At 59.7% G+C, this 26,367-nt stretch carries 24 protein-coding genes; 18 read left to right on the top strand and 6 right to left on the bottom strand.

The genetic code is table 11. The annotated features are described in order from the left end of the window. The first annotated feature begins 18 nt into the window (after positions 1-18). From CRN80_RS01125 to CRN80_RS01095, 7 genes are all read left to right on the top strand, one after another. Positions 19-1,020, top strand: a complete 1,002-nt coding sequence (locus CRN80_RS01125; RefSeq protein WP_014717198.1) for a PleD family two-component system response regulator — start codon at positions 19-21, stop codon at positions 1,018-1,020. A 289-nt stretch (positions 1,021-1,309) separates the two neighbouring features. Beyond that, positions 1,310-2,405 (top strand): peptide chain release factor 2 gene (gene prfB, locus CRN80_RS01120; protein ID WP_098949376.1). Its coding sequence is split into 2 segments (ribosomal slippage): positions 1,310-1,381 and positions 1,383-2,405, totalling 1,095 coding nucleotides; the frame shifts between segments, so codons are not numbered across the junction. 80 nt (positions 2,406-2,485) lie between these two features. Next, the gene (gene lysS / locus CRN80_RS01115; protein ID WP_003189082.1) at positions 2,486-3,988 is read left to right on the top strand and encodes a lysine--tRNA ligase; all 1,503 of its coding nucleotides are present in this window, start codon (positions 2,486-2,488) and stop codon (positions 3,986-3,988) included. A gap of 106 nt (positions 3,989-4,094) precedes the next feature. Beyond that, on the top strand, positions 4,095-4,811 hold the full coding sequence (locus tag CRN80_RS01110) for a TetR/AcrR family transcriptional regulator (RefSeq protein WP_078467916.1): 717 nt from the start codon (positions 4,095-4,097) through the stop codon (positions 4,809-4,811). A 52-nt stretch (positions 4,812-4,863) separates the two neighbouring features. Further along, entirely contained in the window at positions 4,864-6,141 is a 1,278-nt protein-coding gene (locus tag CRN80_RS01105; protein ID WP_014717201.1) for a flavohemoglobin expression-modulating QEGLA motif protein, read from the top strand. Positions 6,142-6,294: 153 nt separating this feature from the next. Then, complete coding sequence (locus tag CRN80_RS01100; protein WP_098949375.1) at positions 6,295-7,200, top strand: alpha/beta hydrolase; 906 nt, start codon at positions 6,295-6,297, stop codon at positions 7,198-7,200. Then, on the top strand, positions 7,197-7,523 hold the full coding sequence (locus CRN80_RS01095; protein WP_003189087.1) for a hypothetical protein: 327 nt from the start codon (positions 7,197-7,199) through the stop codon (positions 7,521-7,523). The genes CRN80_RS01100 and CRN80_RS01095 overlap by 4 nt, the downstream gene beginning before the upstream one ends. A gap of 1,008 nt (positions 7,524-8,531) precedes the next feature. On the opposite strand, the gene CRN80_RS01080 is transcribed toward CRN80_RS01095, so the two are convergent. Beyond that, positions 8,532-8,774: a hypothetical protein gene (locus tag CRN80_RS01080; RefSeq protein WP_098949374.1), complete on the bottom strand. Its 243-nt coding sequence runs from the start codon at positions 8,772-8,774 to the stop codon at positions 8,532-8,534. Positions 8,775-8,965: 191 nt separating this feature from the next. Between CRN80_RS01080 and CRN80_RS30330 the strand changes: the two genes are divergently transcribed. Further along, positions 8,966-9,343, top strand: a complete 378-nt coding sequence (locus tag CRN80_RS30330; protein ID WP_138183483.1) for a hypothetical protein — start codon at positions 8,966-8,968, stop codon at positions 9,341-9,343. 75 nt (positions 9,344-9,418) lie between these two features. Here CRN80_RS30330 and CRN80_RS01070 read toward each other — a convergent pair whose 3' ends face one another. From CRN80_RS01070 to CRN80_RS01060, 3 genes are all read right to left on the bottom strand, one after another. Then, positions 9,419-10,204, bottom strand: coding sequence for an OmpA family protein (locus CRN80_RS01070; RefSeq protein ID WP_003189093.1), 786 nt, complete (start codon positions 10,202-10,204; stop codon positions 9,419-9,421). A gap of 56 nt (positions 10,205-10,260) precedes the next feature. Next, a complete protein-coding gene (locus CRN80_RS01065) occupies positions 10,261-10,686 on the bottom strand; it encodes a DUF4398 domain-containing protein (protein ID WP_003189094.1) in 426 nt (141 codons plus the stop codon). A gap of 283 nt (positions 10,687-10,969) precedes the next feature. Beyond that, a complete protein-coding gene (locus CRN80_RS01060) occupies positions 10,970-11,314 on the bottom strand; it encodes a hypothetical protein (RefSeq protein WP_032893227.1) in 345 nt (114 codons plus the stop codon). A 197-nt stretch (positions 11,315-11,511) separates the two neighbouring features. Here CRN80_RS01060 and ppc point away from each other — a divergent pair, with 197 nt between their 5' ends. The 6 genes from ppc to CRN80_RS01030 all read left to right on the top strand — a co-directional run bounded on the left by ppc (position 11,512) and on the right by CRN80_RS01030 (position 17,894). Then, complete coding sequence (gene ppc / locus CRN80_RS01055) at positions 11,512-14,157, top strand: phosphoenolpyruvate carboxylase (protein WP_098949372.1); 2,646 nt, start codon at positions 11,512-11,514, stop codon at positions 14,155-14,157. A 280-nt stretch (positions 14,158-14,437) separates the two neighbouring features. After that, positions 14,438-15,085 carry an adenylate kinase gene (gene adk, locus CRN80_RS01050; protein WP_032893225.1) on the top strand — a complete coding sequence of 216 codons (648 nt, stop codon included), beginning with the start codon at positions 14,438-14,440 and terminating at the stop codon, positions 15,083-15,085. Positions 15,086-15,175: 90 nt separating this feature from the next. After that, on the top strand, positions 15,176-15,862 hold the full coding sequence (gene tsaB, locus CRN80_RS01045; RefSeq protein WP_032893224.1) for a tRNA (adenosine(37)-N6)-threonylcarbamoyltransferase complex dimerization subunit type 1 TsaB: 687 nt from the start codon (positions 15,176-15,178) through the stop codon (positions 15,860-15,862). Positions 15,863-16,022: 160 nt separating this feature from the next. Beyond that, positions 16,023-16,325: a hypothetical protein gene (locus CRN80_RS01040; RefSeq protein WP_032893222.1), complete on the top strand. Its 303-nt coding sequence runs from the start codon at positions 16,023-16,025 to the stop codon at positions 16,323-16,325. Further along, positions 16,325-17,185 (top strand): DUF72 domain-containing protein, encoded by an 861-nt coding sequence (locus tag CRN80_RS01035; RefSeq protein WP_098949371.1) that lies wholly within the window; start codon positions 16,325-16,327, stop codon positions 17,183-17,185. The genes CRN80_RS01040 and CRN80_RS01035 overlap by 1 nt, the downstream gene beginning before the upstream one ends. Positions 17,186-17,234: 49 nt before the next feature. Next, on the top strand, positions 17,235-17,894 hold the full coding sequence (locus tag CRN80_RS01030) for an extensin family protein (protein WP_178110583.1): 660 nt from the start codon (positions 17,235-17,237) through the stop codon (positions 17,892-17,894). 3 nt (positions 17,895-17,897) lie between these two features. Here CRN80_RS01030 and CRN80_RS01025 read toward each other — a convergent pair whose 3' ends face one another. After that, positions 17,898-18,518: an energy transducer TonB gene (locus CRN80_RS01025; protein WP_098949369.1), complete on the bottom strand. Its 621-nt coding sequence runs from the start codon at positions 18,516-18,518 to the stop codon at positions 17,898-17,900. A gap of 96 nt (positions 18,519-18,614) precedes the next feature. On the opposite strand from CRN80_RS01025, the gene CRN80_RS01020 reads away from it, so the two are divergent. Together CRN80_RS01020 and CRN80_RS01010 are read left to right on the top strand one after the other, a co-directional pair. Then, positions 18,615-19,397 carry a class I SAM-dependent methyltransferase gene (locus CRN80_RS01020; RefSeq protein WP_056790197.1) on the top strand — a complete coding sequence of 261 codons (783 nt, stop codon included), beginning with the start codon at positions 18,615-18,617 and terminating at the stop codon, positions 19,395-19,397. A 396-nt stretch (positions 19,398-19,793) separates the two neighbouring features. Next, the gene (locus CRN80_RS01010) at positions 19,794-21,095 is read left to right on the top strand and encodes an IS4 family transposase (protein ID WP_098952559.1); all 1,302 of its coding nucleotides are present in this window, start codon (positions 19,794-19,796) and stop codon (positions 21,093-21,095) included. A 300-nt stretch (positions 21,096-21,395) separates the two neighbouring features. Here the strand turns inward: CRN80_RS01010 and CRN80_RS01000 are convergent, their stop codons facing one another. Next, a complete protein-coding gene (locus CRN80_RS01000) occupies positions 21,396-22,058 on the bottom strand; it encodes a TetR/AcrR family transcriptional regulator (RefSeq protein ID WP_098949367.1) in 663 nt (220 codons plus the stop codon). Between the two features lie 93 nt (positions 22,059-22,151). On the opposite strand from CRN80_RS01000, the gene CRN80_RS00995 reads away from it, so the two are divergent. After that, positions 22,152-23,252 (top strand): efflux RND transporter periplasmic adaptor subunit, encoded by a 1,101-nt coding sequence (locus tag CRN80_RS00995; protein WP_098949366.1) that lies wholly within the window; start codon positions 22,152-22,154, stop codon positions 23,250-23,252. Between the two features lie 5 nt (positions 23,253-23,257). Continuing rightward, the gene (locus tag CRN80_RS00990) at positions 23,258-26,320 is read left to right on the top strand and encodes an efflux RND transporter permease subunit (RefSeq protein ID WP_098949365.1); all 3,063 of its coding nucleotides are present in this window, start codon (positions 23,258-23,260) and stop codon (positions 26,318-26,320) included. Positions 26,321-26,367: the final 47 nt, after the last annotated feature.

The following is a 26,367-nucleotide window of genomic DNA, read 5'->3' as shown; positions in this document are numbered from 1 at the left end:
TAATTCAGGTGACTGCACATGAATGATTTACAGCTCGACGACTTCAAGACCGACGAAAACGCCGCCATGGTGTTGCTGGTCGACGACCAGGCCATGATCGGTGAAGCCGTGCGGCGTGGCCTGGCCCATGAAGAGAACATCGACTTCCACTTTTGCGCCGACCCGCACCAGGCCATTGCCCAGGCGATCCGCATCAAGCCCACGGTGATCCTGCAAGACCTGGTGATGCCGGGCCTGGACGGCCTGACCCTGGTGCGCGAATACCGCAATCACCCGGCCACCGCGAATATCCCGATCATCGTGCTGTCCACCAAGGAAGACCCGCTGATCAAAAGCGCGGCCTTTGCGGCCGGGGCCAACGATTACCTGGTCAAGCTGCCGGACAACATCGAGCTGGTGGCGCGCATCCGCTATCACTCGCGCTCCTACATGACCCTGTTGCAGCGCGACGCGGCCTACCGCGCGTTGCGCGTCAGCCAGCAACAGTTGCTGGACACCAACCTGGTGCTGCAACGCCTGATGAACTCCGACGGCCTGACCGGGCTGTCCAACCGCCGCCACTTCGACGAATACCTGGAGCTGGAATGGCGCCGCGCCATGCGCGACCAGACCCAGCTGTCGTTGCTGATGATCGACGTGGACTTCTTCAAGACCTTCAACGACAGCTTCGGCCACGTCGAGGGCGACGAAGCCCTGCGTAAAGTCGCCAACACCATCCGTGAAGCCAGCAGCCGTCCTTCGGATTTGCCGGCGCGCTACGGCGGTGAAGAGTTCGCGCTGGTCCTGCCCAACACCTCGCCGGGCGGCGCACGCCTGGTCGCGGAAAAACTGCGCATGGCGGTAGCGGCGTTGAAAATCCCGCACATCGCCCCGGCGGAAGGTGCCAGCCTGACCATCAGTATTGGGCTGTCGACGTTGACGCCGGTCCAGGGCACCGATTGCCGGCAGTTGATCATGGCGGCGGACAAGGGCTTGTACACGGCCAAGAACAATGGGCGTAATCAGGTGGGCATCGAGTAATTCCCAGCGCCGCCCAACCCCCAATGTGGAAGGGGGAAGCCTTAATACCCGTCAGTTAAGCGCAGATCCCCTGTGGGAGCGGGCTTGCTCGCGAATGCGGTGGGTCAGTCAACGCATTTAGTGACTGGTATCGCGCTTTCGCGAGCAAGCCCGCTCCCACATTTCAATCTTCATCGGTCGTGGGATCGTGTACAAACCCCCGCCTTTTCGGCCAAGCGGGCTGCCGTTTCCAGCCGTTTGCCGTTATACTCGCCGGCTTTCAAAAGTTCGCCAACGAGTGCTGCCCGCCATGGAAATCAACCCGATCCTTAACACCATCAAGGACCTGTCCGAGCGCTTCGAAACTATTCGGGGGTATCTTTGACTACGATCAAAAGCATGAGCGTCTGACCGAGGTCAATCGCGAGCTTGAAGATCCGAGTGTCTGGAACAAACCTGAATACGCCCAGGAACTGGGGCGCGAGCGCGCTGCGCTGGCACAGATCGTCGATACCCTCGACGAACTGAACACCGGCCTGGGTGATTGCCGCGACCTGCTGGACATGGCCGTCGAAGAAAACGACGAAGGCGCAGTGGGCGATGTCGTCGCCGAGCTGGCCCGTCTCGAGGAAAACCTCGCCAAGCTTGAATTCCGCCGCATGTTCAGCCATGAAATGGACCCGAACAACGCCTACCTGGATATCCAGGCCGGTTCCGGCGGCACCGAGGCCCAGGACTGGGCCAACATCCTGCTGCGCATGTACCTGCGCTGGGCTGACAAACGCGGTTTCGACGCGACCATCATGGAACTGTCCGCCGGTGAAGTGGCCGGTATCAAGGGCGCGACCGTGCATATCAAGGGCGAATACGCCTTTGGCTGGCTGCGCACCGAGATCGGCGTGCACCGCCTGGTGCGCAAGAGCCCGTTCGACTCCGGCAACCGTCGCCACACCTCATTCTCTGCGGTGTTCGTCTCGCCAGAGATCGACGACAAGGTGGAAATCGAGATCAACCCGGCCGACCTGCGAATCGACACCTACCGTTCCTCCGGTGCCGGTGGCCAGCACGTAAACACCACTGACTCGGCCGTACGTATTACCCACGTACCGACCAACACCGTGGTCAGCTGCCAGAACGAACGTTCCCAGCACGCCAACAAGGACACCGCCATGAAAATGCTGCGGGCCAAGTTGTACGAGCAGGAAATGCAGAAGCGCAACGCCGCTTCCCAGGCGCTGGAAGACACCAAGTCGGATATCGGCTGGGGTCACCAGATCCGTTCGTACGTGCTCGATGCCTCGCGGATCAAGGATCTGCGCACTAACATCGAACGCAGCGACTGCGACAAGGTACTCGACGGCGATATCGACGAATACCTGGAAGCCAGCCTGAAATCCGGCCTCTAATACCCCTGTAGGAGCGAGCTTGCTCGCGATCCCCAGCCGAAGGCTGGGGAAAACGTACCTGTGATGGAATTTCAAAAGACATGAGCGACCAACAACTCGACCCGCAAGCCCTGCAACAGGAAGAAAACTCCCTGATCGCCCTGCGCAAGGAAAAGCTTGCTGCCGAGCGCGCCAAGGGTAACGCCTTCCCCAACGACTTCCGCCGCGACAACTACTGCGATGCCTTGCAGAAGCAATACGCGGACAAGACCAAGGAAGAACTGGCAGAGGCTGCGATCCCGGTCAAGGTGGCAGGTCGCATCATGCTCAACCGTGGCTCGTTCATGGTGATCCAGGACATGACCGGTCGCATCCAGGTCTACGTCAACCGCAAGACCCTGTCCGAAGAAACCCTGGCCTCGGTGAAAACCTGGGACATGGGCGACATCATCGCCGCCGAAGGCACCCTGGCCCGTTCCGGCAAGGGCGACCTGTACGTCGAGATGACCAACGTGCGCCTGCTGACCAAGTCCCTGCGTCCGCTGCCAGACAAGCACCACGGCCTGACCGACACCGAACAGCGCTATCGCCAGCGCTACGTTGACCTGATCGTCAACGAAGACGTGCGCCAGACCTTCCGCGTGCGCTCGCAAGTCATTGCCCACATCCGCAGCTTCCTGATGCAGCGTGACTTCCTGGAAGTGGAAACCCCGATGCTGCAGACCATCCCCGGTGGTGCCGCAGCCAAGCCGTTCGAAACCCACCACAACGCGCTGGACATGGAAATGTTCCTGCGTATCGCGCCGGAGCTGTACCTCAAGCGCCTGGTGGTTGGCGGCTTCGAGAAAGTGTTCGAGATCAACCGGAACTTCCGTAACGAAGGCGTCTCGACCCGTCACAACCCAGAATTCACCATGTTGGAGTTCTACCAGGCCTACGCCGACTACGAAGACAACATGGACCTGACCGAAGAGCTGTTCCGCGAGCTGGCACAGCTGGTGCTGGGCAGCACTGACGTGCCGTACGGCGACAAGGTGTTCCACTTCGGCGAGCCGTTCGTGCGCCTGTCGGTGTTCGACTCGATCCTCAAGTACAACCCCGAGCTGACCGCTGACGACCTCAACGACATCGACAAGGCCCGTGCCATTGCCAAGAAAGCCGGCGCCAAGGTGCTGGGCTTCGAAGGCCTGGGCAAGCTGCAGGTGATGATTTTCGAAGAGCTGGTGGAGCACAAGCTGGAGCAGCCGCACTTCATTACCCAGTACCCGTTCGAAGTGTCGCCGCTGGCCCGTCGCAACGACGACAACCCGAACGTCACCGACCGTTTCGAGCTGTTCATCGGTGGCCGCGAAATCGCCAACGCCTATTCCGAGCTTAATGACGCGGAAGACCAGGCCGAGCGTTTCATGGCCCAGGTGGCCGACAAGGACGCCGGTGATGACGAAGCCATGCACTACGACGCCGACTTCGTACGGGCCCTGGAATACGGCATGCCGCCCACTGCCGGTGAAGGCATCGGTATCGATCGTCTGGTGATGTTGTTGACCAACTCGCCTTCGATCCGCGACGTGATCCTGTTCCCGCATATGCGGCCACAAGCGTAACCGTAGCGAAATCCGAAGCCGCCTTTTATAAGGCGGCTTTTTTATGTGGCCTGTACGAGTGTCAAGCAAACAGCGCCAGGTTTTGTTCTATTCAAGGATGTGTGTGGTGAACCGCGTAATGGCTCAAGAAGGTGCCGCCGGCATTGCTGCTGCCGTGGCTGAAAGCGTTCAGTACCAGGGCCGCAAGGCCAGTCGGCGGGGCAGCGAGCAACGCCGGCAAGACATTCTCGATGCGGCCATGCGTATCGTCGTGCGCGATGGCGTGCGGGCCGTGCGTCACCGGGCAGTGGCGGCAGAGGCGGGGGTGCCGCTGTCGGCCACCACCTATTACTTCAAAGACATCGACGACCTGCTCACCGACACCTTCGCCCAGTACGTGGAACGCAGCGCCGCATTCATGGGCAAGCTGTGGGTGCGTAACGAAGGCCTGTTACGCGAGATGGTCGCCTATGGCGACGGTAGCCCGGAGTCGCGCTCGCAACTGGCCGATGACATCGCACGCCTGACCGCCGACTATGTGCTGCGCCAACTGACCAACCGGCGCGAATACCTGATGGCCGAACAGGCCTTTCGCCAGGAAGCCCTGCTCAACCCACGCCTGGCCGAACTGGTACGCTCCCATCAACAGATCCTGTTGCAAGGCACCGGGCAGTTTTTCCAGGTATTGGGTTCCCGTGAGCCGCAGCAGGATGCCAAGGTGTTGACGGCTATCATCAGTCGGATGGAATATCAGGGCCTGTTGGGCGGCGCAGAGCCTCTGACCGGGGAAGAGATGCTTGAAATCCTCAAGCGCTACATGCACCTGGTATTGGCCTCGGTCTGACAGCGTTCGATAAAAGCCTGATAACGTTCAACGTTTAAAGAGGAAGCACCGGGTGGACGATTACCAGCAGACGATACGCACCTTGTCCGATCGCATTGTGCTGGCGCAAACACCGATCCGCGTCCTCGATGCGGTGAAATGGGACGAGAACATTCGCCAGGGATTCCTCAAGGCCAAGGGCAAGGCGATGCCTGCCGTAGACCGTGATTACTACCTGAACCGGCCGCTGTCGTTCGATTCCAGTGCGGTGAAGCTGGAGTTCCAGAACATCGAGCGCGACATTACCCGTCGCCTTGGGCAATTCAGTCCGGTGGGGCAGATCATGCGGCGCATGTGCCGCGAATACCGCATGGTGGTGCGCATGCTTGAAGCGCGCGGCACCGAGGACTTCGGCCTGATTTCCCAGGAGCTGTACGGCGCCGCCTCCGATGCGTTCCACGCCGGCGACCCGACCCTGGCCGACCTTGGCCTGATGCTCTCCGACTACCTGAACAACATCGACGGTCGGGGTGACCTCAAGGACGAAGCCAAGACCCTCACCGCCAAAGATGCGGTCAGCCTGCTGCAAACCCGCCTGAACAAGGTGTTTGGCGAGGCGGAAGAAACCATCCGGGTATTCGAGTCCGATGGCATTGTCGCCGACGCGGCGGCGGGCGCCGACTACATCAAGATCCGCGCCGACGCGATGTTCAACGACCGCGACGTGCGCGCCCTCGAAGTGCATGAAGGCCTGGTGCATGTGGGCACCACCCTCAACGGCCAGAACCAGCCGATCTGCACGTTCCTGTCCAAGGGCCCGCCGTCGTCCACCGTTACCCAGGAAGGCCTGGCGATCCTGATGGAAATCATCACGTTTGCCTCCTACCCCAGCCGCTTGCGCAAACTCACCAACCGTACCCGCGCCATCCATATGGTGGAGGAGGGGGCCGACTTCCTGCAGGTGTTCGAGTTCTTCCGCGAGCAAGGCTTTGAAATGGCCGAAAGCTATGGGAATGCCAGCCGGGTTTTCCGTGGTTCGGTGCCCACCGGTCTGCCATTTACCAAGGATTTGTCCTACCTCAAGGGCTTTATCATGGTCTACAACTACATTCAGCTCGCCGTACGCAAAGGCAAGCTGGAACAGGTGCCGCTGCTGTTCTGCGGCAAGACCACCCTTGAAGACATGCGTACCCTGCGCCAATTGGTCGACGAAGGCCTGGTGGTGCCGCCCAAGTATTTGCCGGAGCAGTTTCGCGACATGAACGCGCTGGCGGCCTGGATGTGCTTCTCCAACTTCCTCAACCACTTGAGCCTGGACCGGATCGAGGCGGATTACTCCAATATCCTTTAACTGACGAAACCGAATCAAAATGTGGGAGCTGGCTTGCCTGCGATAGCGGTGAGTCAGCCAGCACTCATTCAACTGATAGACCGCTATCGCAGGCAAGCCAGCTCCCACATTTGATCTCCATGGGTCTTCAGAACTTTCGCGAGGCTTCAACGGATGAGAATCCTCGGCATTTTATGCCTGCTACTCACATTGAACGGCTGCAGCGCCTTGCTGTTCTACCCCGAGCCCGGCCTGCCATTCACCCCGGAAAAAGCCCACCTGCAATACCGCGACGTCACGCTCACCACCGCAGACGGGGTGAAACTGCACGCCTGGTGGCTGCCAGCCAAAGCCGGTGTACCGCTCAAGGGCACCGTCCTGCATTTGCACGGCAACGGCGGTAACCTCGCCTGGCACCTGGGGGGCAGTTGGTGGTTGCCGGAACAGGGCTATCAAGTGCTATTGCTGGACTATCGCGGCTATGGGCTGTCGGAAGGCAAGCCATCGTTGCCGGCGGTCTACCAAGATATCGACGCCGCATTCGGCTGGATCGACAAGGCGCCTGAAACCCAGGGTCAACCGCTGATTATTCTCGGGCAAAGCCTGGGCGGTGCACTGGCGGTGCATTACCTGGCCGCCCACCCGGAGCGTCAAACCCAACTCAAAGCGCTGGTACTGGACGGCGTGCCAGCCAGTTATCGTGACGTAGGACAATTCGCCTTGAGCACTTCCTGGTTAACCTGGCCGTTGCAGGTGCCGCTGTCGTGGCTGGTGCCCGACGCCGACAGTGCGATCAATGCCATGCCCCGCGTGACCGGCGTGCCCAAGCTGCTGTTCCACAGCCTGGATGATCCCATCGTGCCGGTGGCCAATGGCATCCGCCTGTATCAGGCCGCACCGCCGCCCAGGGTGTTGCAACTGACCCGTGGCGGCCATGTGCAGACCTTTGCCGACAAAACCTGGCAGACCGTGATGCTGCGTTACCTGGACGACCCGCGGCACTTCAACGGCTTGCGCCGCCTGGGCGAAATTCCGAATTACCCTATTCCTAAAGTTGATTCATCAGAGAGCCCGCAATGAGCGAAGAACGCAACATGATCCCGCTAATTCTCACCGGTATCGGTACCATCATCGGTACCGTTGGCTGCCTGTGGTACTACGGCTACCTGCACTTCGCCAAGCCGGAAGATGCGTTGCTGCTCAGCGACTTCACCATGCTCAAGACCGTGCCGGGTGAGGATTACAAGGTCTCCCTGACCCCGGCGGCGCAAGTGGCGCAGTGCGTTGACGGCGTGTTGGTGATGTTTGATACCGAACAGAAAGGCTTGAGCGGCGTGCTGGTGAACAATAAGAAGCAGGCCGTGCGTTGCATGGGCCAGGAAACCCCGCAGTTGCAACAGTGAGCCTGGGTTTTTGCGTGGTATGAAACATACCGTTGAGTTTCCCGGTTCGGGTGGCTCCGGTGGTTCCCAAGGCGCTGGCGGGGATGAGAGTCTCGAACAACTACAGAAGCGGCTGGCAGAAAAACAGGCGGCCCAAGTGCGCAAGGCGGTGAAGGTGGCGCATCGGGCCAAGGCCAAATTCAGATTGGCGGCGCAGAAAGTCAAGGCTCGATCAACTACTGATCGGCATCCCTCCCAGAGCCCGCCTTTTAGCGGCGGTTTTTCATATCAGCGGCCCTACAGACATCATCGACGAGCCAGGATCTCGTAACGAAATTGTTTGGAACCCAATTGCGTCTAATGCCACAAAGGGCAATGTAATTACGCGAAGTGGGGGCGGGAAGGCAGTGATAAGAATTGATGCGATATGCAATATGCTGGCTATGGTCAGGGCGCATCAGGCGTTGGAGCGGGCGGATGCGCAAGAACAGGCGCGTAATCAGTTGGCAGGTTGCTCAACTGATTCCTCCCGTCATAACAAAAAGATAACGCCGCCGGATGAAGATACTGATCGCAAGATCAAGTTTCCCTAGTCAAAAAAACCACCGTTTCCGGTGGTTTTTTTTCGTTTCAATTTTATCCATCAACGATAGGCGACCTGCTTGGGATACCAACAGGCGAGCCCCTACTTGTTATCAGGATTATACCGTTGGGAACTGATAGAAGTAGGCGACCACTCTATAGCTGCCAGGAGTTTAAACCTGGGCATGTGGGAAAATCATTTGGAGTCAAGGAATGAGGTTAGATTCATTTGTCAATACAGCGCTCGTGAATACCATGGGGGTCATGTCCAATACATGGAACGCTGTCACGGGGCAGCGTATGGGTTGGCGATACCCTCAAGTGGGTAAAACCTATAACTACAATAGCTATCAATCGAGTCGGCGTCCAAACTATGCCGGTACTCAACCTTTGAATCGTGGAACCGTTCGCTACATGGGGCCGCCACCCCGTACTCAGCCGTCAACTTCACAGCCGCCTACGATCAACTACGTGACCTATGTATTCAATACTAATTATGTGACGGTCGGAGGTGTAAAGTCGGCGCAAGTGGGTGTGCATATCAATAACGGTAATAACAGCATGAATGACGGTAACTTCGCCAATTACGGCAATAACGGTAATAGCGGAAGCCACAGTGGCTATTCCAATCACGGCAGTAACGGCAATCGTCAATTGCCCTCCGGGCATAGGCTGGTCGGCAGTGGCCATGCTCGGCGTCTTCAAGGTTGAAACAAGCAATGCGACTGCGTCGCCGCGCATATTTTGACGTGGTTTTTAGAGTTTTAGTAGTGGAACTGCTCGCAGCGATTCCCCACTTAAATGGGCGACACACCAGGCAGCACGCAGCTTAGGTGTCGTAAATCCACACACTCTTATTTCAGTTTGACAGGGAAGATAAAATGACTCATCTATTTGGTTCGCGACCTGCACAGTATGTTACTTGGCATCCACGTTATGCTGAAGAGCAACCCCGCCATGCCACACCAGGTCAGCGAGTGTGGGGGAGTGGCGGCAGTAATGGCAATAACGGCAATTATGGTAACTATGGCAATAACGGTAATAGCGGCCGGTGCAGTCACTATGAAAATCATGGGCACAACGGCAATGACATGATGGGGGTGCCGGGTAACTACCGCCACTTTGAAGGCTATAGTAATCACGACAGTTACGGTAACTATGGCAACTACGGAAATAACGGCAACTCGGGCGATTCCAGCCGTTACATCAACTCTGGCCAGAATGGCAACCGCAGCACCTTCAGATACTTCAATGACTAAAGCCTGAACACGCGTTCATGGACCGTAACGAAAAAGCCCCGCCTAATAAGGCGGGGCTTTTTACCAGGCTATTGATCAGTTAGCGACGGAAGACCGTGGCTTGACCGGCTGGTTGTCGTTGGAGATGGTCACTTCAACGCGGCGGTTCATGGCGCGGCCGGAAACGCTGCCGTTATCGGCAACCGGATATTCCTTGCCATAACCCTGGGTCACGATGCGCGAGATATCCACGCCTTGCTGAGCCAGTGCACGTTGAACGGAAGCGGCGCGACGCTCAGACAGGCTCTGGTTGTACGAGTCCGAACCGGTGCTGTCGGTGTAGCCTTCGACGATCACTTTACGGTCTGGGTTATCGCGCAGGAACTGAGCCAGCTTGGTGATGTTCACCAGGCCGCTGGATTTCAGGTCGGACTTGTTGGTGGCGAACAGCACATCACCGAAAGTCACCAAGGTACCGCGATCGGTTTGCTTGGCGTTCAAGCTGTTTTGCAGTTGCTTGATTTGCGCATCACGGGCATCCAGCAGGGCGCGGGCACGTTCGTCACCGGCGTTTTTCAGCTTGGCTTCGGATTCGCGCAGAACGATGGTGTCCTTGGCCACTTCAACGCGCTGGTTGGTCAAGTAGGCCAGTTGGTCGACTTTCTTCTCGTCTTCTTTGTCGCGGTAGGCCTTGTCAGCCTTGTCCAGCCAGTCGCTGGCGTCTTTGGTTTCCAGCGCGGCCAGCTTGGTGGCTTGCGGGTTGGTTTGCAGGGACGAGAAATTGGTCCGCGCATTTTCCAGGTTCGCGTTAGGCGGGGTGGAGCAGGCCGCCAAGGCAACGCTCATCGCCAGCAGGGCAGGGATCATCAATTGTTTACGCATAGTCGTGTCGTCCTTTCAATTCGATATCAGGTGCGATGCAGTCAAGGGGCTGCGGCTTACTTCTGCATGATTGCAGCTGGGCGCATGCCTTCTTTACGCAGTTCGTCAACAGCCTTCTGGGAGTCCTTCACAGCCTGTTGAGCCTTGGCAGCCTGGGCTTTACGCTCAGCGACGCGGGCATCCCACTCGGCTTGTTCAGCCAGTTGGCGAGCCTTGTCGTAGTTCTTGTCGTGCATGGCAATCTCAGCTTCTTTGAGCTTGTCCTGGGCCGACTTCATTTCCACCGCCGCGTACTCGGTGCCGCCGGCGCTGACTGCGCTGTTGACGGCCGATTGGGTCACGGCGTACTGCTCGGTTGGAGGGTTGCCGGCGCAGCCAGCCAGAACGAAGCTGGTGCCGATTGCCAGCGCGGCCAATTTGAGCCCGCGCAGATGGTTAAACGAGGATTTGGCAGTGCTGGTGTTCATCGTCTTCAACTCCATTGGATAACTCCTGAAAAACATCAAAATCCATCGGGGCGTATCGATTTCGGGCCCGTCGATAAAGCACATGGCGTCCGTTCAAACGACCGTTCCACACGTGATGGCTACTGGCTGTGACCGGAGGCTTTTTTCAAAAGTTCAGCGGATATGGCGATTTGCCTAAAAAAATATCTGACTGACTGGTCAGTGTTTAAAAAATGGAACTTTCGCGGCGCGCGGCGGTACCTCCGGGCCTGTAAAAGGCCCGGAATACGTGGGTTTAATTGACGTCAATAAATGTTTATCAGTGCTTTTGTTCGTCAGTAGCGGCCGACAAATCGTGCAAGTGGCGACGGGATAACGTGAGAAAACGTGGTGTCGGGCCGACGTCTTCATACAGGGGGTCGCCCTCTTCATCGGTGGCAATCACCTGCTGGCCCTGGATGTAAGGAAAGCTGGTTTCCAGCTCTTCAAGGGCGGCGCCAATCAGCTCGCCGAGCAGTTCTTCAACGTGGCGCTTGGGGTACATCTCGGCAATGGCCGCCAGCCGGGCAGCGGCTTCTACATCCAGATGAATCGCGTACTCAGTCTTGGTCAAACGACCCTTGGCGGTTTCTTCCCAATGCTGGGCCAGTTCTCGAATTTTCATGGCGACCTCAATAAAGCCTGCAATCGCAGGCGGTGATGAGTGACCAGCCGCCTGCGTGAATAACGCGGCGACTCATCGTTGAGACTAGCTGCAAGCGCCAAGGTTTAAAGTCGTTTGCGTTCGGCCTTGTCAGAAACCGACGTCGGCGGCACTCTGAACCCCCTGCGCGTCCCGGATTTCTGGCTGGAGATTGGCTGATGAGTGATATCGATGCACGCTTGCGTGAGGATGTTCACCTGCTGGGTGAGCTGTTGGGCAACACCATTCGAGAGCAGTACGGCGAGGCTTTCCTCGAAAAGATCGAGCAGATCCGCAAAGGCGCCAAGGCCGACCGTCGTGGAGCCGTTTCAGAGAAAACCGCTGGCGATGAGTTGAGCGCCAGCCTCAACCAGTTGCAGGAGCAGGAGTTGCTGCCCGTGGCCCGGGCCTTCAACCAATTCCTCAACCTGGCCAACATTGCCGAGCAATATCAGTTGATTCATCGGCGCGATGAATCGCAACCTGCGCCGTTCGAATCCCGGGTCTTGCCAGAATTGCTGGCACGCCTGCAAAACGAAGGGCACAGCAATGAGTCCCTGGCCCGGCAATTGGCGCGGCTGGACATCGAACTGGTGCTCACCGCCCACCCCACCGAAGTGGCCCGCCGCACGCTGATCCAAAAGTACGACGCCATTGCCGCGCAACTGGCCTTGCAGGATCACCGTGACCTCACCACCGCCGAGCGCGAGCAGATTCGCGAGCGCTTGCAACGCTTGATCGCCGAAGCCTGGCACACCGAAGAAATCCGGCGCGTGCGCCCCACGCCGGTGGATGAAGCCAAATGGGGCTTTGCGGTGATCGAGCATTCGTTGTGGCAAGCCATCCCCAATTACCTGCGCAAGGCCGACCAGGCCCTGCACGCCGCCACCGGCCTGCGCCTGCCCCTGGAGGCTGCGCCGATTCGCTTTGCTTCGTGGATGGGCGGCGACCGTGACGGCAACCCGAACGTCACCGCGCCGGTCACCCGCGAAGTGCTGTTGCTGGCGCGCTGGATGGCGGCGGATTTGTATCTGCGCGACATTGATCAGCTGGCTTCCGAGCTGTCGATGCAACAGGCCAGCCCGGCGTTGCACGCCAAAGTCGGCGACAGCGTCGAACCCTATCGTGCCTTGCTCAAGCAACTGCGTGAACGCCTGCGCGCCACGCGCCAGTGGGCCCACACCTCGTTGACCAGCACCACCCCGGCGCCGGCCGACGTGTTGCAAAACAACCGCGACCTGCTCGACCCGCTGCAGCTGTGCTACCAGTCCCTGCACGAATGCGGCATGGGCGTGATCGCCGATGGCCCGCTGCTCGACTGCCTGCGCCGTGCCGTGACGTTCGGCCTGTTCCTGGTGCGCCTGGATGTGCGTCAGGACTCCAGCCGTCACTCGGCGGCCATGACTGAAATCACCGATTACCTGGGCCTGGGGCGTTATGAGGACTGGGATGAAGAGGCGCGTATCAGCTTCCTGACCCAGGAACTGACCAATCGTCGGCCGTTGCTGCCGGGTTACTTCAATCCGTCGGCGGACACTGCCGAGGTGCTCAATACCTGCAAGGAAATCGCCGCCGCACCGGCCGCATCACTAGGGTCGTATGTCATCTCCATGGCCGGCGCCGCCTCAGATGTGCTGGCAGTGCAACTACTGTTGAAAGAGTCGGGCGTACAACGGCCGATGCGCGTAGTGCCGTTGTTCGAGACCCTGGCCGACCTGGATAACGCAGGGCCGGTGATGGAGCGTCTGCTGCAACTGCCGGGTTACCGCGCGCGCTTGCAGGGCCCGCAGGAAGTGATGATTGGCTACTCGGACTCGGCCAAGGACGCCGGCACCACGGCCGCCGCCTGGGCGCAGTACCGTGCCCAGGAACGCCTGGTGGATATCTGCCGCGAGCAACAGGTGGAGCTGTTGTTGTTCCACGGTCGCGGCGGCACCGTTGGTCGTGGCGGCGGCCCGGCGCACGCGGCCATCCTGTCGCAGCCGCCGGGCTCGGTGGCGGGGCGTTTCCGTACCACTGAACAGGGCGAGATGATTCGCTTCAAATTCGGCCTGCCGGATATCGCCGAGCAGAACCTCAATCTCTACCTGGCTGCGGTACTGGAAGCGACCTTGTTGCCGCCGCCGCCTCCCGAGCCTGCCTGGCGGCATCTGATGGACGAATTGGCGGCAGACGGTGTCAGCGCTTACCGCGCCGTGGTGCGGGAAAATCCGCAGTTCGTCGAATACTTCCGCCAGTCCACGCCGGAGCAGGAGTTGGGCCGTTTGCCTTTGGGCAGCCGCCCGGCCAAGCGTCGTGCGGGCGGGATTGAGAGCTTGCGCGCCATCCCGTGGATCTTTGGCTGGACCCAGACACGCCTGATGCTGCCCGCCTGGCTAGGCTGGGAAGCGGCACTGAGCAAGGCGCTGGAGCGCGGTGAAGGTCAATTGCTGGGGCAGATGCGCGAGCAGTGGCCGTTCTTTCGCACGCGCATCGACATGCTGGAAATGGTGCTGGCCAAGGCCGATGCCGATATCGCCCGTCTTTATGATGAGCGCCTGGTGCAGCCGGACCTGCTGGCATTGGGTGCGCACTTACGCGACCTATTGTCGCAGGCGTGTGACGTGGTGCTTGGCCTGACCGGCCAGTCGCAGCTGCTGGCCCATAGCCCCGACACCCTGGAGTTCATCCGCCTGCGCAACACCTACCTGGACCCCTTACACCTGTTGCAGGCCGAGTTGCTGGCACGTTCGCGTCAGCAGGAGGCTGCCCAAGACAGCCCTCTGGAACAGGCGCTGCTGGTGTCCGTGGCCGGTATTGCGGCTGGTTTGCGCAACACCGGTTGAGGTTTTTTGCGTGTACTCAATGGCTTGCGGATAAACCGCGACGACCGCCCGGAAACGGGCGGTCGTCGTTTGAGGGGGTGGGTTGCGCTCAGGCACACCCCGGCGCTGACGCATGCGCGGCGCGGGTTTCTCCTACTTTTGGCGGCTTGTATGGTGAGGGCCCGCTGTGTATCTTGATCAGCCTTTGGCCGTTTGATCGGCCTAGAACCACATTTTTACGAGATTGGCCCCACGCGGCGAATCCGAGCGTCATCTCTATAAAAAATTGAGGAGCACATCGATGCGCGTCATTCTGCTGGGAGCTCCCGGGGCCGGTAAAGGTACTCAGGCAAAGTTCATCACTGAAAAATTCGGCATTCCACAAATCTCCACCGGCGACATGCTGCGTGCGGCCGTCAAGGCTGGCACCGAGCTGGGCCTGATCGCCAAGAGCGTGATGGACAGCGGCGGCCTGGTCTCCGATGACCTGATCATCAACCTGGTCAAGGAACGCATCAGCCAGGACGACTGCAAGAACGGTTTCCTGTTCGACGGCTTCCCACGCACCATTCCCCAGGCTGAAGCCCTGGTGAAGGCGGGCGTGGAGTTGGACGCCGTGGTCGAGATCGCAGTTGAAGACGAAGAGATCGTTCAGCGTATCGCTGGCCGTCGCGTTCACGAAGGCTCGGGCCGCGTGTACCACATCGTCTACAACCCGCCGAAAGTCGAAGGCAAGGACGATGTCACCGGCGAAGACCTGGTGCAGCGTAAAGACGACACCGAAGAAACCGTGCGTCATCGCCTGTCGGTCTACCATTCCCAGACCAAGCCCCTGGTGGACTTCTACCAGAAGCTGTCCGCAGCTCAAGGCAAGCCGAAATACAGCCACATCCCAGGTGTGGGCTCGGTAGAGGCCATCACCGCCAAGGTGCTGCAAGCACTGAGCTGATCCTGTGATCGGCGGCACAGACAACGGCCCGCTTGCGGGCCGTTGTTGTTTATACTGGCGCACTTTTTTCCGACTTGGACACCCACACCGATGAGCACCCTGCTGGCCCTGGACACCGCGACTGAAGCTTGCTCCGTTGCCTTGCTGCACGATGGCAAGGTTACGAGCCACTACGAGGTGATCCCGCGCCTGCACGCGCAGAAGTTGTTGCCGATGATCAAGCAACTGCTTGAAGACGCCGGTACCACCTTGGCGGCCGTGGACGCCATCGCGTTCGGCCGTGGCCCCGGTGCATTCACCGGCGTGCGCATCGCCATTGGCGTGGTGCAGGGCCTGGCCTTTGCCCTGGAGCGCCCGGTATTGCCGGTGTCCAACCTGGCGGTGCTGGCCCAGCGTGCGTTGCGTGAGCACGGTGCGTCGCAAGTGGCAGCGGCGATTGATGCGCGCATGGATGAGGTTTACTGGGGTTGCTACCGTGAGACCGCAGGCGAAATGCGCCTGGTCGGTACGGAAGCAGTGCTGGCCCCCGAAGCGGCGCAACTGCCCGCTGACGCCAGCGGCGATTGGTTCGGTGCCGGCACGGGTTGGGGTTATGGCGAACGCATCAAGGTGACGTGTGCCGAGCAGGATGCGGCGATGTTGCCCCACGCCGAAGACCTGCTGGCATTGGCGCGTTTCGCCTTCGAGCGCGGCGAGGCAGTTGCAGCGGACCAGGCAGCACCGGTGTACCTGCGCGATAAAGTCGCACAGACCAAGGCCGAGCGCGGGATTATTTGACGCCAGAAATGTGGGCATTGCGCGGTAAATTTCGCCAATCGTCAGAATTTGCCTGGGTTTTTAAACCTTTTACAAATTATGTGTTCTAGTTATCACCAGAGCATTTGCGCGCCATGGAAAGTGCCGCTAAATTGCCATCATTGATACCGAGTCTGCATGTATGCGTATAGACGGTTTTTCCTCACAGTCCTACCCCCTCAAGCGTAAGCCGCGCAAGGCGAGCGTGACGGTAGACGAATCCGTCGAGGATTCACCGGACTTCATCGAAGTACACACTGATACGCCTTCCAAAGCGCAAGGCGCCGCGAGCGCACGCATCAGCGGCGTTCCTGCCCGTCAGCAAGACATGGTCTTTCCCCGTTCCATGAGCAAAAGCGTTGCCACCGCCTTGGCCAGCTACCTGACCACTGCCGGCTTTGTCGAATGGGATATGGAAGTGCTGGGTCTCGATATCCATATCTGATGCGTTTGCCTTACTACATCGGCTGCCCGTCCTGGAGTGAAAACGCCTGGCGCGAGTACCTGTATCCGGTTGATGCACGTTCCAACGATTACCTTGGGCTCTATTCACAGGTCTTCAACGCCGTTGAAGGCAATACCACTTTTTACGCTCGCCCCTCGGCCGCCACTGTGCAGCGCTGGGCCGAAATCATGCCTGATGATTTTCGCTTCACCGCCAAATTCCCCGGCGATATCAGCCATGCTGGCGATTTGCGTGAACAGTTGCCGGCGGCAGAAAGCTTTGTCGGCTTGATGAGCCCTTTGGGTGAGCGCGTTTCACCGCTGTGGTTGCAACTCTCAAAGGGCTTTACGCCGCCACGCTTGGCGGAGCTGGCTGGATTTCTCGATGGCATCGATCGGCCGCTGGCTGTGGAAGTGCGTCATGAACAGTTCTTCGCCAAGGGTGATGCTGAGCGCAGGCTCAACCGCCTGTTGCGCGATCGCGGTGTCGAGCGCATCTGCCTCGATCCGCGTGCCCTGTTCAGCTGTACCTCTACTTCGGAGGCGGTGCTGCATGCCCAGTCCAAAAAGCCCCGGGTGCCACCGCGCCCAGCGGCATTGACGCAGTTTCCCCAGGTGCGCTTCATCGGGCATCCGGACCTTGAGGCCAATGACCCGTTCCTGATTCCATGGGTGGAAAAGATCGCCAGTTGGATTGAAGAAGGCCGCACGCCCTACATGTTCCTGCACACGTCGGACAACCGTCTGGCGGCACAGCTGGCGCTGCGTTTCCACGCCAAGCTGATGGTGCGCCTTCCAGGTTTACCGCCGCTGCCCACCTTGCATCGAGAACCCGTGGCGGAGCATCTCGGGCTACTTTGAGGATTGAGCCGTGGGTGTGGTCAAGGCGTTGAGTGTGTTGCTGTTGTTGATGGGCGCCGTTGCGCTGGCTGTCTGGCGCGGTTGGGTGCCGATGCCGGCCGAGTGGAACCCCTGGGCGCCCTTGGATGTGCGGGCCAGCCCCAACCTGTTGACGCGCTACAAGCTCAGTCGCTTGCAGGACGATCCAGCGTTGTGTGACCAGGTACTGAACACCTCCGGTCTGCGTGTGAGTCGCCAGGCTGATACATCGGCCGATGCGGCGTGCCCCTTGCGCAATGTCCTGCGTGTGCAGGGCGCTGACGTGGCGTTGAGCAGCAGTTTTCTTGCCAGTTGCCCGCTGGCGGTGGCGTTTGCGTTGTTCGAGCGCCACAGCCTGCAACCGGCGGCCCAGGCCGTGTTTGGCCAAGCGGTAAGCCGCGTCGAGCATTTGGGCAGTTTTGCCTGCCGTAATATCTACAATCGCGCCGATGGGAGGCTCAGCCAGCACGCCTCGGCCAATGCCCTGGATATCGCCGGTTTTCGCCTGGCGGATGGGCGCAGCATCAGCGTGCTCAAGGATTGGCCAGGGCAGGGCGACAGCGCGCGTTTCCTGCGTTTGGTACGCGATGGCGCCTGTGATGATTTCAACGTGGTGTTGAGCCCGGACTACAACGCCGCCCATCGCAACCATTTCCATCTGGACATGGGGCGTTGGTGGGTGTGTCGCTAAGGCTCAGGCGGCCAGGCGCAGGTTGTGGGTCACCAGCGGGCGCGCCCAGTAGTAATCGAAATCCAAGGCCTTCTGCTGCGCAAGCAGTTCTTCTTCAAGGTACGGCGTGGCGGCCGGTGGCAGCAGGTCCAGTTCGAACTCGGCAATCGGCAGGTGCAGTGGGCGTGGCTGTGGCGCCGGGCCTGGCTCGGGTAGCGGTTGGCCGGCGTTCAGCACAACGGGGCGCACCCACTCGCTCTCAAACGCTTGCTGGCGTTGCTGGGCGACTATTTCTTCTTCCGGGAACGGCGTCGCGGCCGGTGGCAGCAGCTCGGTTTCGAACTCGGCAATCGGCAGGAACAAAGGCTCCGGCGGCGCGATCTCGGTGTCTTTCACATCGCACTCACGCTGGGTGAGAATCTGCGCCAGCAGGTCGGCGCCTTCGCGGGGTTCTACCGCCGGGTCTGCCGGGGCAGGCGCGTTGGCGGCGAGCGCGTCTGGCGTTTCACCCAGCTGTTCGGCCAACGCACGGGCGAAGAAGTCCTGCCACACATGACTCACCCCGGCCAGCGCTTGGGTATTGCGCAGGCCGTAATGGTTGTGGGTCGGCAGTACACCGATGGAAAGGGGAAGAATGTCTGACATTTTTCTCGGTCGACGCTCAGCTCTGGCAAAATACCTGACTGTGATTTTTATCGGCCGTTGTTTGCCGATCCTTAATATTTTTGAGCGTGGCGATTGATGAACGAACAACCAGCGGCCAGCCGCATCCAGGTCCAAGCCTTGGCTGACAGCTTCCAGGCCCGCGCTGAACAGTGGGCTTCGCTGCTGGGGTTGCCTCTGCAGGTGGCCGATGCGGATTTTTCCCTGCAAGTGGGGGAGCACGGTTTGCAGTTGCAACAGCTTGGGCCCGATGCGCCGGGGCCGGTGCGGGTCGACTTTGTCGAAGGCGGCGCGGCGCATCGGCGGTTGTATGGCGGCGGCAGCGGGCAGATGATCGCCAAGGCGGTGGGCATCGCCCAGGGCGTGCGCCCACGGGTGCTGGACGCCACGGCCGGGTTGGGCAAGGACGCGTTCGTGCTGGCCAGTCTCGGGTGTGAGATGAGCCTGATCGAGCGCCAGCCGTTGATCGGCGCCTTGCTCGAAGATGGCCTGGCCCGCGCTGCCGAGGATTTTGAGGTGGCGCCGATTGTGGCGCGCATGAAGTTGCTCAAGGGCAACTCCATCGACGTGATGCTCAATTGGCAGGGGGAGCCGCCTCAGGTGATCTACCTGGACCCGATGTTTCCGCACCGTGAGAAAACTGCGCTGGTGAAGAAGGAAATGCGCCTGTTTCGGCCGTTGGTAGGGGATGATCCGGATGCACCGGCGTTGCTCGCGGCGGCTCTGGCGCTGGCCAGCCATCGTGTGGTGGTCAAGCGGCCGCGCAAGGCACCCTGTATTGAGGGGCCGAAGCCGAGCCATGCGTTGGATGGCAAGTCCAGCCGCTACGATATTTATCCCAAGAAGGCGCTTAAGGCGTAAGCGGCAGTATTCATCTTGCGGGTGCGGCGAGATCCAATTGTGGAGCTGGCTTGCCTGCTATGGCAGCCTCCCAGCCGACACCTATCCACCTGACACCCCACGATCAACCTGTGGGAGCTGGCTTGCCTGCGATGGCGGCCTCCCAGCCGACACCTATCCACCTGACACCCCGCAATCAAATTGTGGGAGCGGGCTTGCTCGCGAAGGCGGCCTGGCTGTCAACACAGTTGGATTGTGTACATATCCATTGCTGCGGTAACGGCCGCCTAGGGTTCCGCTCTGACAGCCATCCCTTTCAAGGTCTTCGGTAAAATCCCCTGAAATTTCATTCAGGGATCCCAAACGATGTGGGCCGATGTTCTAGCGCGTTTCGAGAAAAAAGCACCTGCCAGCGTCATGGCCAAATTGGCGCTGGAACAAGCTATTGCCCCTGAGTGGGTCGATCAGGTCTTCGAAGAACATCGGCAACGGCAGTATTCTCGTGAACTACTGTTCTCGACCATAATCAAGCTGATGTCCCTTGTTTCATTGGGCTTGAAGCCATCCCTGCACGCCGCCGCGCGGCAACTGGAAGATCTCCCTGTCAGCTTGGCGGCGCTCTACGACAAAATCAGTCGTACTGAACCCGCGCTATTGCGCGCTCTGGTCACCGGTAGTGCGCAACGACTGACTCCAACCATCAAAGAACTGGGTTGCACGACGATGCTGCCGGACTGGCAGGTTCGCGTGGTAGATGGCAATCACCTGGCATCCACTGAGAAGCGTCTGGGGGCTTTACGCCAGGAGCGAGGTGCGGCTCGTCCCGGTTTTTCGGTAGTGGTCTACGATCCTGATCTCGATCAGGTCATCGACCTTCAGGCATGTGAGGATGCCTACGCCAGTGAGCGTGTTTGCGTGTTGCCTCTGTTGGCTAATGCTGAACCTGGCCAGGTGTGGCTGGCTGACCGACTCTACTGCACGCTTCCGGTAATGGAAGCTTGTGAGCAGGTCCAGACGTCCTTTGTCATTCGCCAGCAAGCCAAACATCCACGCCTGATTCAAGAGGGTGAGTGGCAAGAACCCGTGCCTGTGGAAACAGGCTCTGTGCGTGAGCAGATCATCCAGGTCAGAGGCGGTTACCAATGTCGGCGCGTCGAACTGACGCTTCATTCGCCAACAGACTCGGGTGACAGCAGCTTGATGTTCTGGAGCAACCTGCCTGAAAGCGTCAGCGCTGAGCAGATCGCGCAACTCTATCGCCGCCGCTGGAGCATTGAAGGTATGTTCCAGCGACTGGAAGCGATCCTGGAAAGTGAAATCGAAACTCTCGGCAGCCCAAAGGCCGCCTTGCTCGGGTTCACTACGGCAGTGTTGGCCTACAACGTCCTGGCCGTACTCAAGCGAAGCGTGGAGCAAGCCCATCGGGAGACCCAGCCTGATGGCTGGGAAGCCTCGATCTATCACTTGGCGGTCCAGGTCAGGAGTGGTTATGAGGGAATGCAGATTGCACTTCCCTCGGAATATCTTCCCGCCATCCCTGTGGAAAAGTTGGCCCAGCGTTTGTTGGAGCTGGCCAGAAACATCCAACCCAAACAAGTTGCGAAAAGTCCCCGCGGCCCCAAGGTGCCTAAACCCAAGACATGGGTGCAAGGCAAGGCGGTGAATGCGCATGTTTCAACGGACAGGGTAATCAAGGCTGCCAAAACGAAAAGACCTTGAAAGGGCTGGCTCTGACAGCGGCTCACTTTTGAAAAGCGCAAAAGTAAGCAAAACGCTCTTGCCCCACCACTCGGCACCTCGCTCACGCTCGGTGTGCCCGAACGCAGGCTTGAATCCGTGGGCCGCCGCCACGCGCCATCCATGGCGCGGGGCGGCTAACCCGGCGTCCTGCCGGGTTACCCACGAATTCAAGCCTGCGTTCGGCCAGCGTGGTTTAACGGGGCGCCTGAGATCAAGATCACAAGCAGATCAAGAGCAAGATCAAGAGCAAGATCAAGAGCGGCTCGCTTCGCATCGTGGTTACCGTAGGTCGCTACCGCCAACGCTGTTGTGTCGATAGGCCCGCATAAACAACCTCACCACGTCCTGCACATGCTCTTCGGCCTCTTGCGCACTCAATTGCCCGCCACACCCGTACAACAAACGAAAGTTCGCCGTGCCTTTGAGCAGGCAAAAGAAGTGTTCGGCGGCCTTCAACGGTGTGTCGATGCTCAGGGCGCCGCTCTGGTGAATCTTGCCGAGCAGGCGCTCCATGCCTTGCAGCATGCGCATGGGGCCGGCGTTGAAGAAGATCTGGGAGAGTTTCACGTCCTGATTGCCGGTGGTCATCATCAGGCGATGCAGGTTTACCGACTCTTCGCTGTTGATCAGTCGATGAAAGCCGCGGGCGATGTTGAGCAGCACCGTCTCGACGGGCATGCCTTCGGGGAGTTCGAAGTACATCACCGGCAATTGCTCTTCGCATTTGGCCACTACCGCAGCGGTGAACAGCGTCTCCTTGTCGGTGAAGTGGCTGTAGACCGTGAGTTTCGATACGCCGGCCGCCAGGGCGACGGCGTCCATGCTGGTGTTTGCATAGCCCTTGCCCAAGAACAGCGATTTTGCCGACTCGAGGATTGCCTGGCGTTTTGCCATGTCCTTGGGACGCCCGGGGCTTGCGGTGTTCAGAGGATTGTCGGACATTTTCACCTTTAATACTGGACTGGTGAGTTTGGTATTAATAACATACCGGCCAGTATAATTATTCCAAGCTCTATTTGCGAAAGGTCCTTCAGCATGCGCAGCGCTTTCCTGCCCCTTGCTTTGCCTGTCAGCCTGGTCTTCCTGTTGGCCGCTTGCGGCCATGAAGAAGCGGCCCAGACCACCGTACGTCCGGCCATGGTGGTGCAACCGCAGCCTTCGGCACAGGCGATGGACAGCTACCCCGGTGAGGTGCGTGCGCGTTATGAGCCGGACCTGGCCTTTCGCATCGGCGGCAAAGTCAGCAAGCGCCTGGTGGAGGAGGGCGAGCGGGTCAAGGCCAACCAGCCGCTGGCCGAACTCGACCCTCAGGACGTGCGCCTGCAATTGGAAGCCACCCGTGCCCAAGTGGCCGCCGCAGAGGCCAACCTGAGCCTGGTACGTGCGGAGCGGGATCGCTACAAGACCTTGATGGACCGTCAGATGGTCAGTCGGTCGCAGTACGACAATTCCGAAAACCTCTACCGAGCCGGTGAAGCACGCCTGAAGCAGATCAAGGCCGAGTTCGATGTGTCGAGCAACCAGGCCGGCTATGCCGTGCTGCGCGCGCCTCAGGACGGTGTGGTCGCCAAGCGTGCCGTCGAGGTGGGGCAAGTGGTCTCCGCTGGCCAGACTGTGTTCACCCTGGCCACCGATGGCGAGCGTGAAGTCTTGATCAGCCTGCCCGAGCAGGGCTTTGGCCGCTTCAAGATCGGCCAGCCGGTGTCGGTGGAGTTGTGGAGCCAGCCAGAGCAACGCTTCGCCGGGCGCATTCGTGAACTGTCTCCTGCCGCCGACCCCAAGTCTCGCACCTTCGCCGCGCGCGTCGCCTTCACCGGCGGCAAAGTGCCCGCCGAACTGGGCCAAAGCGCACGGGTTTTCATCCAGGCCGAGGGTGTCATTCCCCTGTCGGTACCGCTGTCTGCCCTGAGTGCCGAGAACGGTGCGTCCTACGTTTGGCGTGTAAAACCGGACAACACCCTTGAACGCACCCCTGTGCGCATTGGTGCGTTTGGCGAAAACACCGTGCCGGTACTCGAAGGCTTGGCCGCCACCGATTGGGTGGTGGCCGCAGGCGTGCATGTGCTCCATGAGGGCCAGTCAGTGCGCCCGGTGGATCGCTCCAACCGTGTAGTGAATCTGGCGGCCAAGGAGTAGTCCCCATGGGTTTCAATCTTTCCGAATGGGCGTTGCGTAATCGCCAGATCGTACTGTTCCTGATGATCCTGCTGGCCGTGGTTGGCACCTTGTCCTACACCAAGCTGGGGCAAAGCGAAGACCCGCCCTTTACCTTCAAGGCCATGGTGATCAAGACCAACTGGCCCGGGGCCACGGCCCAGGAGGTTTCGCGCCAGGTCACCGAGCGCATCGAGAAAAAACTCATGGAGACCGGTGAGTATGAGCGCATCGTGTCGTTCTCGCGGCCCGGTGAATCCCAGGTCACCTTTATTGCCCGTGATTCGATGCGTTCGGCGCAGATTCCCGAGCTGTGGTACCAGGTGCGCAAGAAAATCAGCGACATCCGCCACACCTTGCCGCCGGATATCCAGGGGCCGTTTTTCAACGACGAGTTCGGCACCACCTTCGGCAATATCTACGCCCTGAGCGGCGACGGCTTTGACTATGCGGTGCTCAAGGACTACGCCGACCGTATCCAGATCCAGCTGCAACGGGTGCCGGATGTAGGCAAGGTCGAGCTGCTCGGCTTGCAGGACGAGAAGATCTGGATCGAGCTGTCCAACCTCAAGCTCGCCACCCTCGGCTTGCCTTTGGCCGCGGTACAGCAGGCGTTGCAGGAACAAAATGCGGTGTCCACCGCCGGCTTCTTTGAAACCCCCACCGAGCGCGTGCAACTGCGCGTTTCAGGCAATTTCAAGACGGTGGAGGAGATCCGCAACTTTCCGATCCGCGTGGGTGATCGCACCTTCCGCATCGGTGACGTGGCTGACATTCACCGAGGCTTCAACGACCCACCGGCACCGCGCATGCGCTACATGGGCGCAGATGCCATCGGCTTGGCCGTGGCCATGCGCGACGGTGGCGACATCCTCGTATTGGGCAAGGCCCTTGAAGCGCAATTCGCACGCCTGCAAAAGAACCTTCCGGCAGGGATGGAACTGCGCAAAGTGTCGGACCAACCGGCAGCGGTAAAGACCAGCGTCGGCGAATTCGTCCAGGTGCTGGCTGAAGCGTTGGCGATTGTTTTGCTGGTGAGTTTTTTCTCCCTCGGCGTGCGTACCGGCATGGTCGTCGCCCTGGCGATCCCGCTGGTATTGGCGATGACCTTTGCCACCATGTATTACCTGGGCATCGGCCTGCACAAGATTTCCCTTGGCGCCTTGGTCCTGGCCCTGGGCTTGCTGGTAGATGACGCGATCATCGCCGTGGAAATGATGGCGATCAAAATGGAGCAGGGCTACGACCGCCTCAAAGCCGCGAGTTTCGCCTGGACCAGCACCGCATTCCCCATGCTCACCGGCACCCTGATCACGGCGGCGGGCTTCTTGCCGATTGCCACCGCGCAATCGAGCACCGGCGAATACACCCGCTCGATTTTCCAGGTCGTGACCATCGCACTGCTGGCCTCCTGGGTGGCGGCCGTGGTGTTTGTGCCGTACCTGGGAGAAAAACTCCTGCCCGACCTGGCGAAGATTCACGCCGCCAAGCACGGCACCGACGGTCCAGATCCTTACGGCACACCTTTCTATCAGCGTGTAAGACGTTGGGTGGAGTGGTGCGTGCGGCGGCGTAAAACCGTGATCGTGCTGACTTTGCTGCTGTTTATCGGCTCGGTTGCGTTGTTCCGCTTCGTGCCGCAACAGTTTTTCCCGGCTTCCGGTCGCCTGGAATTGATGGTCGACCTGAAACTGGCCGAAGGCGCTTCCCTGAGCAACACCGACGAGCAGGTCAAGCGCCTGGAAGCGTTGCTCAAGGAGCATGCTGGCATCAATAACTATGTCGCCTACGCGGGCACTGGTTCGCCGCGGTTTTACCTGCCCCTGGACCAGCAATTGCCCGCTGCCAGCTTCGCCCAGTTTGTGGTGCTGGCTGACACTATCGAGGAGCGCGAAAGCCTGCGCACCTGGCTGATCGAAACCCTCAATGAGCAGTTCCCCGAACTGCGTTCGCGGGTCACGCGCTTGGAGAACGGCCCGCCCGTAGGCTACCCGGTGCAGTTTCGCGTGACGGGCGAGCACATCGAAGAAGTCCGTGCCCTGGCGCGCAAAGTGGCGGCCAAGGTTCGCGAAAATACCCATGTGGTCAACGTGCATTTGGACTGGGAAGAACCGAGCAAAATCGTGTACCTGAATATCGACCAGGACCGTGCACGCGCCCTGGGTGTGAGCACCGCCAACCTGTCGAAATTCCTGCAGAGTTCCCTGACCGGTTCCAGCGTCAGCCAGTACCGGGAGGACAACGAATTGATCGAGATCCTCCTGCGCGGCACCGTGCATGAGCGTAGCGAACTGTCGCGCCTGCCGAGCCTTGCCGTGCCCACCGACAATGGTAAAAGCGTGGCGCTGTCGCAAATTGCCACCCTCGAATATGGATTCGAAGAGGGCATCATCTGGCATCGCAATCGCTTGCCCACGGTGACTGTGCGGGCCGATATCTATGGCAAGGAACAGCCGGCGACCCTCGTGCAGCAGATCCTGCCGACGCTTGCCGATGTGCGTGCCGAACTGCCGGACGGCTACCTCTTGGAAGTGGGCGGTACGGTGGAAGATTCTGCCCGTGGGCAAAACTCGGTGAAGGCCGGCGTGCCGCTGTTTATCGTGGTAGTGCTGACCTTGCTGATGCTGCAACTGCGCAGCTTCTCGCGCACGGCGATGGTCTTTCTCACCGCGCCTTTGGGGCTGATCGGCGTGACCTTGTTCCTGCTGGTGTTCCGCCAACCCTTCGGTTTCGTCGCCATGCTCGGCACCATCGCGCTGTCCGGGATGATCATGCGCAACTCGGTGATTCTGGTGGACCAGATCGAACAAGACATCAAGGCTGGCCTGGCACCTTGGCAGGCAATTATCGAAGCCACGGTGCGACGCTTTCGCCCGATTGTGCTGACGGCGTTGGCTGCGGTGTTGGCGATGATTCCGTTGTCACGCAGTGTGTTCTTCGGGCCCATGGCCGTGGCGATCATGGGCGGGTTGATCGTAGCGACGGCGTTGACGCTGTTGTTCCTGCCGGCGTTGTACGCAGCGTGGTTCAGGATCAAGAAGGAGGAGTAGATCAGTGAGCGTTTTTGGCAGGCCCGGTGGGAACCATTTTTCAAGGC

It is taken from the genome of Pseudomonas sp. FDAARGOS_380, assembly GCF_002591235.1.
GTDB lineage: Bacteria > Pseudomonadota > Gammaproteobacteria > Pseudomonadales > Pseudomonadaceae > Aquipseudomonas > Aquipseudomonas salmasensis.
The sequence above is the reverse complement of the archived record's forward strand: the minus strand, read 5'-3'. Positions and strand labels throughout refer to the sequence as shown.

Excerpts from the sequence above, each read along its gene's own strand:
- CRN80_RS01125 (WP_014717198.1), top strand. The coding sequence starts at position 19 with ATGAATGATTTACAGCTCGACGACTTCAAGACCGACGAAAACGCCGCC.
- lysS (WP_003189082.1), top strand. The coding sequence starts at position 2,486 with ATGAGCGACCAACAACTCGACCCGCAAGCCCTGCAACAGGAAGAAAAC.
- CRN80_RS01100 (WP_098949375.1), top strand. The coding sequence starts at position 6,295 with ATGAGAATCCTCGGCATTTTATGCCTGCTACTCACATTGAACGGCTGC.
- CRN80_RS01095 (WP_003189087.1), top strand. The coding sequence starts at position 7,197 with ATGAGCGAAGAACGCAACATGATCCCGCTAATTCTCACCGGTATCGGT.
- CRN80_RS01080 (WP_098949374.1), bottom strand. The coding sequence starts at position 8,774 with ATGGCCACTGCCGACCAGCCTATGCCCGGAGGGCAATTGACGATTGCC.
- CRN80_RS30330 (WP_138183483.1), top strand. The coding sequence starts at position 8,966 with ATGACTCATCTATTTGGTTCGCGACCTGCACAGTATGTTACTTGGCAT.
- CRN80_RS01070 (WP_003189093.1), bottom strand. The coding sequence starts at position 10,204 with ATGCGTAAACAATTGATGATCCCTGCCCTGCTGGCGATGAGCGTTGCC.
- CRN80_RS01065 (WP_003189094.1), bottom strand. The coding sequence starts at position 10,686 with ATGGAGTTGAAGACGATGAACACCAGCACTGCCAAATCCTCGTTTAAC.
- CRN80_RS01060 (WP_032893227.1), bottom strand. The coding sequence starts at position 11,314 with ATGAAAATTCGAGAACTGGCCCAGCATTGGGAAGAAACCGCCAAGGGT.
- ppc (WP_098949372.1), top strand. The coding sequence starts at position 11,512 with ATGAGTGATATCGATGCACGCTTGCGTGAGGATGTTCACCTGCTGGGT.
- adk (WP_032893225.1), top strand. The coding sequence starts at position 14,438 with ATGCGCGTCATTCTGCTGGGAGCTCCCGGGGCCGGTAAAGGTACTCAG.
- tsaB (WP_032893224.1), top strand. The coding sequence starts at position 15,176 with ATGAGCACCCTGCTGGCCCTGGACACCGCGACTGAAGCTTGCTCCGTT.
- CRN80_RS01040 (WP_032893222.1), top strand. The coding sequence starts at position 16,023 with ATGCGTATAGACGGTTTTTCCTCACAGTCCTACCCCCTCAAGCGTAAG.
- CRN80_RS01035 (WP_098949371.1), top strand. The coding sequence starts at position 16,325 with ATGCGTTTGCCTTACTACATCGGCTGCCCGTCCTGGAGTGAAAACGCC.
- CRN80_RS01030 (WP_178110583.1), top strand. The coding sequence starts at position 17,235 with ATGGGCGCCGTTGCGCTGGCTGTCTGGCGCGGTTGGGTGCCGATGCCG.
- CRN80_RS01025 (WP_098949369.1), bottom strand. The coding sequence starts at position 18,518 with ATGTCAGACATTCTTCCCCTTTCCATCGGTGTACTGCCGACCCACAAC.
- CRN80_RS01020 (WP_056790197.1), top strand. The coding sequence starts at position 18,615 with ATGAACGAACAACCAGCGGCCAGCCGCATCCAGGTCCAAGCCTTGGCT.
- CRN80_RS01010 (WP_098952559.1), top strand. The coding sequence starts at position 19,794 with ATGGCCAAATTGGCGCTGGAACAAGCTATTGCCCCTGAGTGGGTCGAT.
- CRN80_RS01000 (WP_098949367.1), bottom strand. The coding sequence starts at position 22,058 with ATGTCCGACAATCCTCTGAACACCGCAAGCCCCGGGCGTCCCAAGGAC.
- CRN80_RS00995 (WP_098949366.1), top strand. The coding sequence starts at position 22,152 with ATGCGCAGCGCTTTCCTGCCCCTTGCTTTGCCTGTCAGCCTGGTCTTC.
- CRN80_RS00990 (WP_098949365.1), top strand. The coding sequence starts at position 23,258 with ATGGGTTTCAATCTTTCCGAATGGGCGTTGCGTAATCGCCAGATCGTA.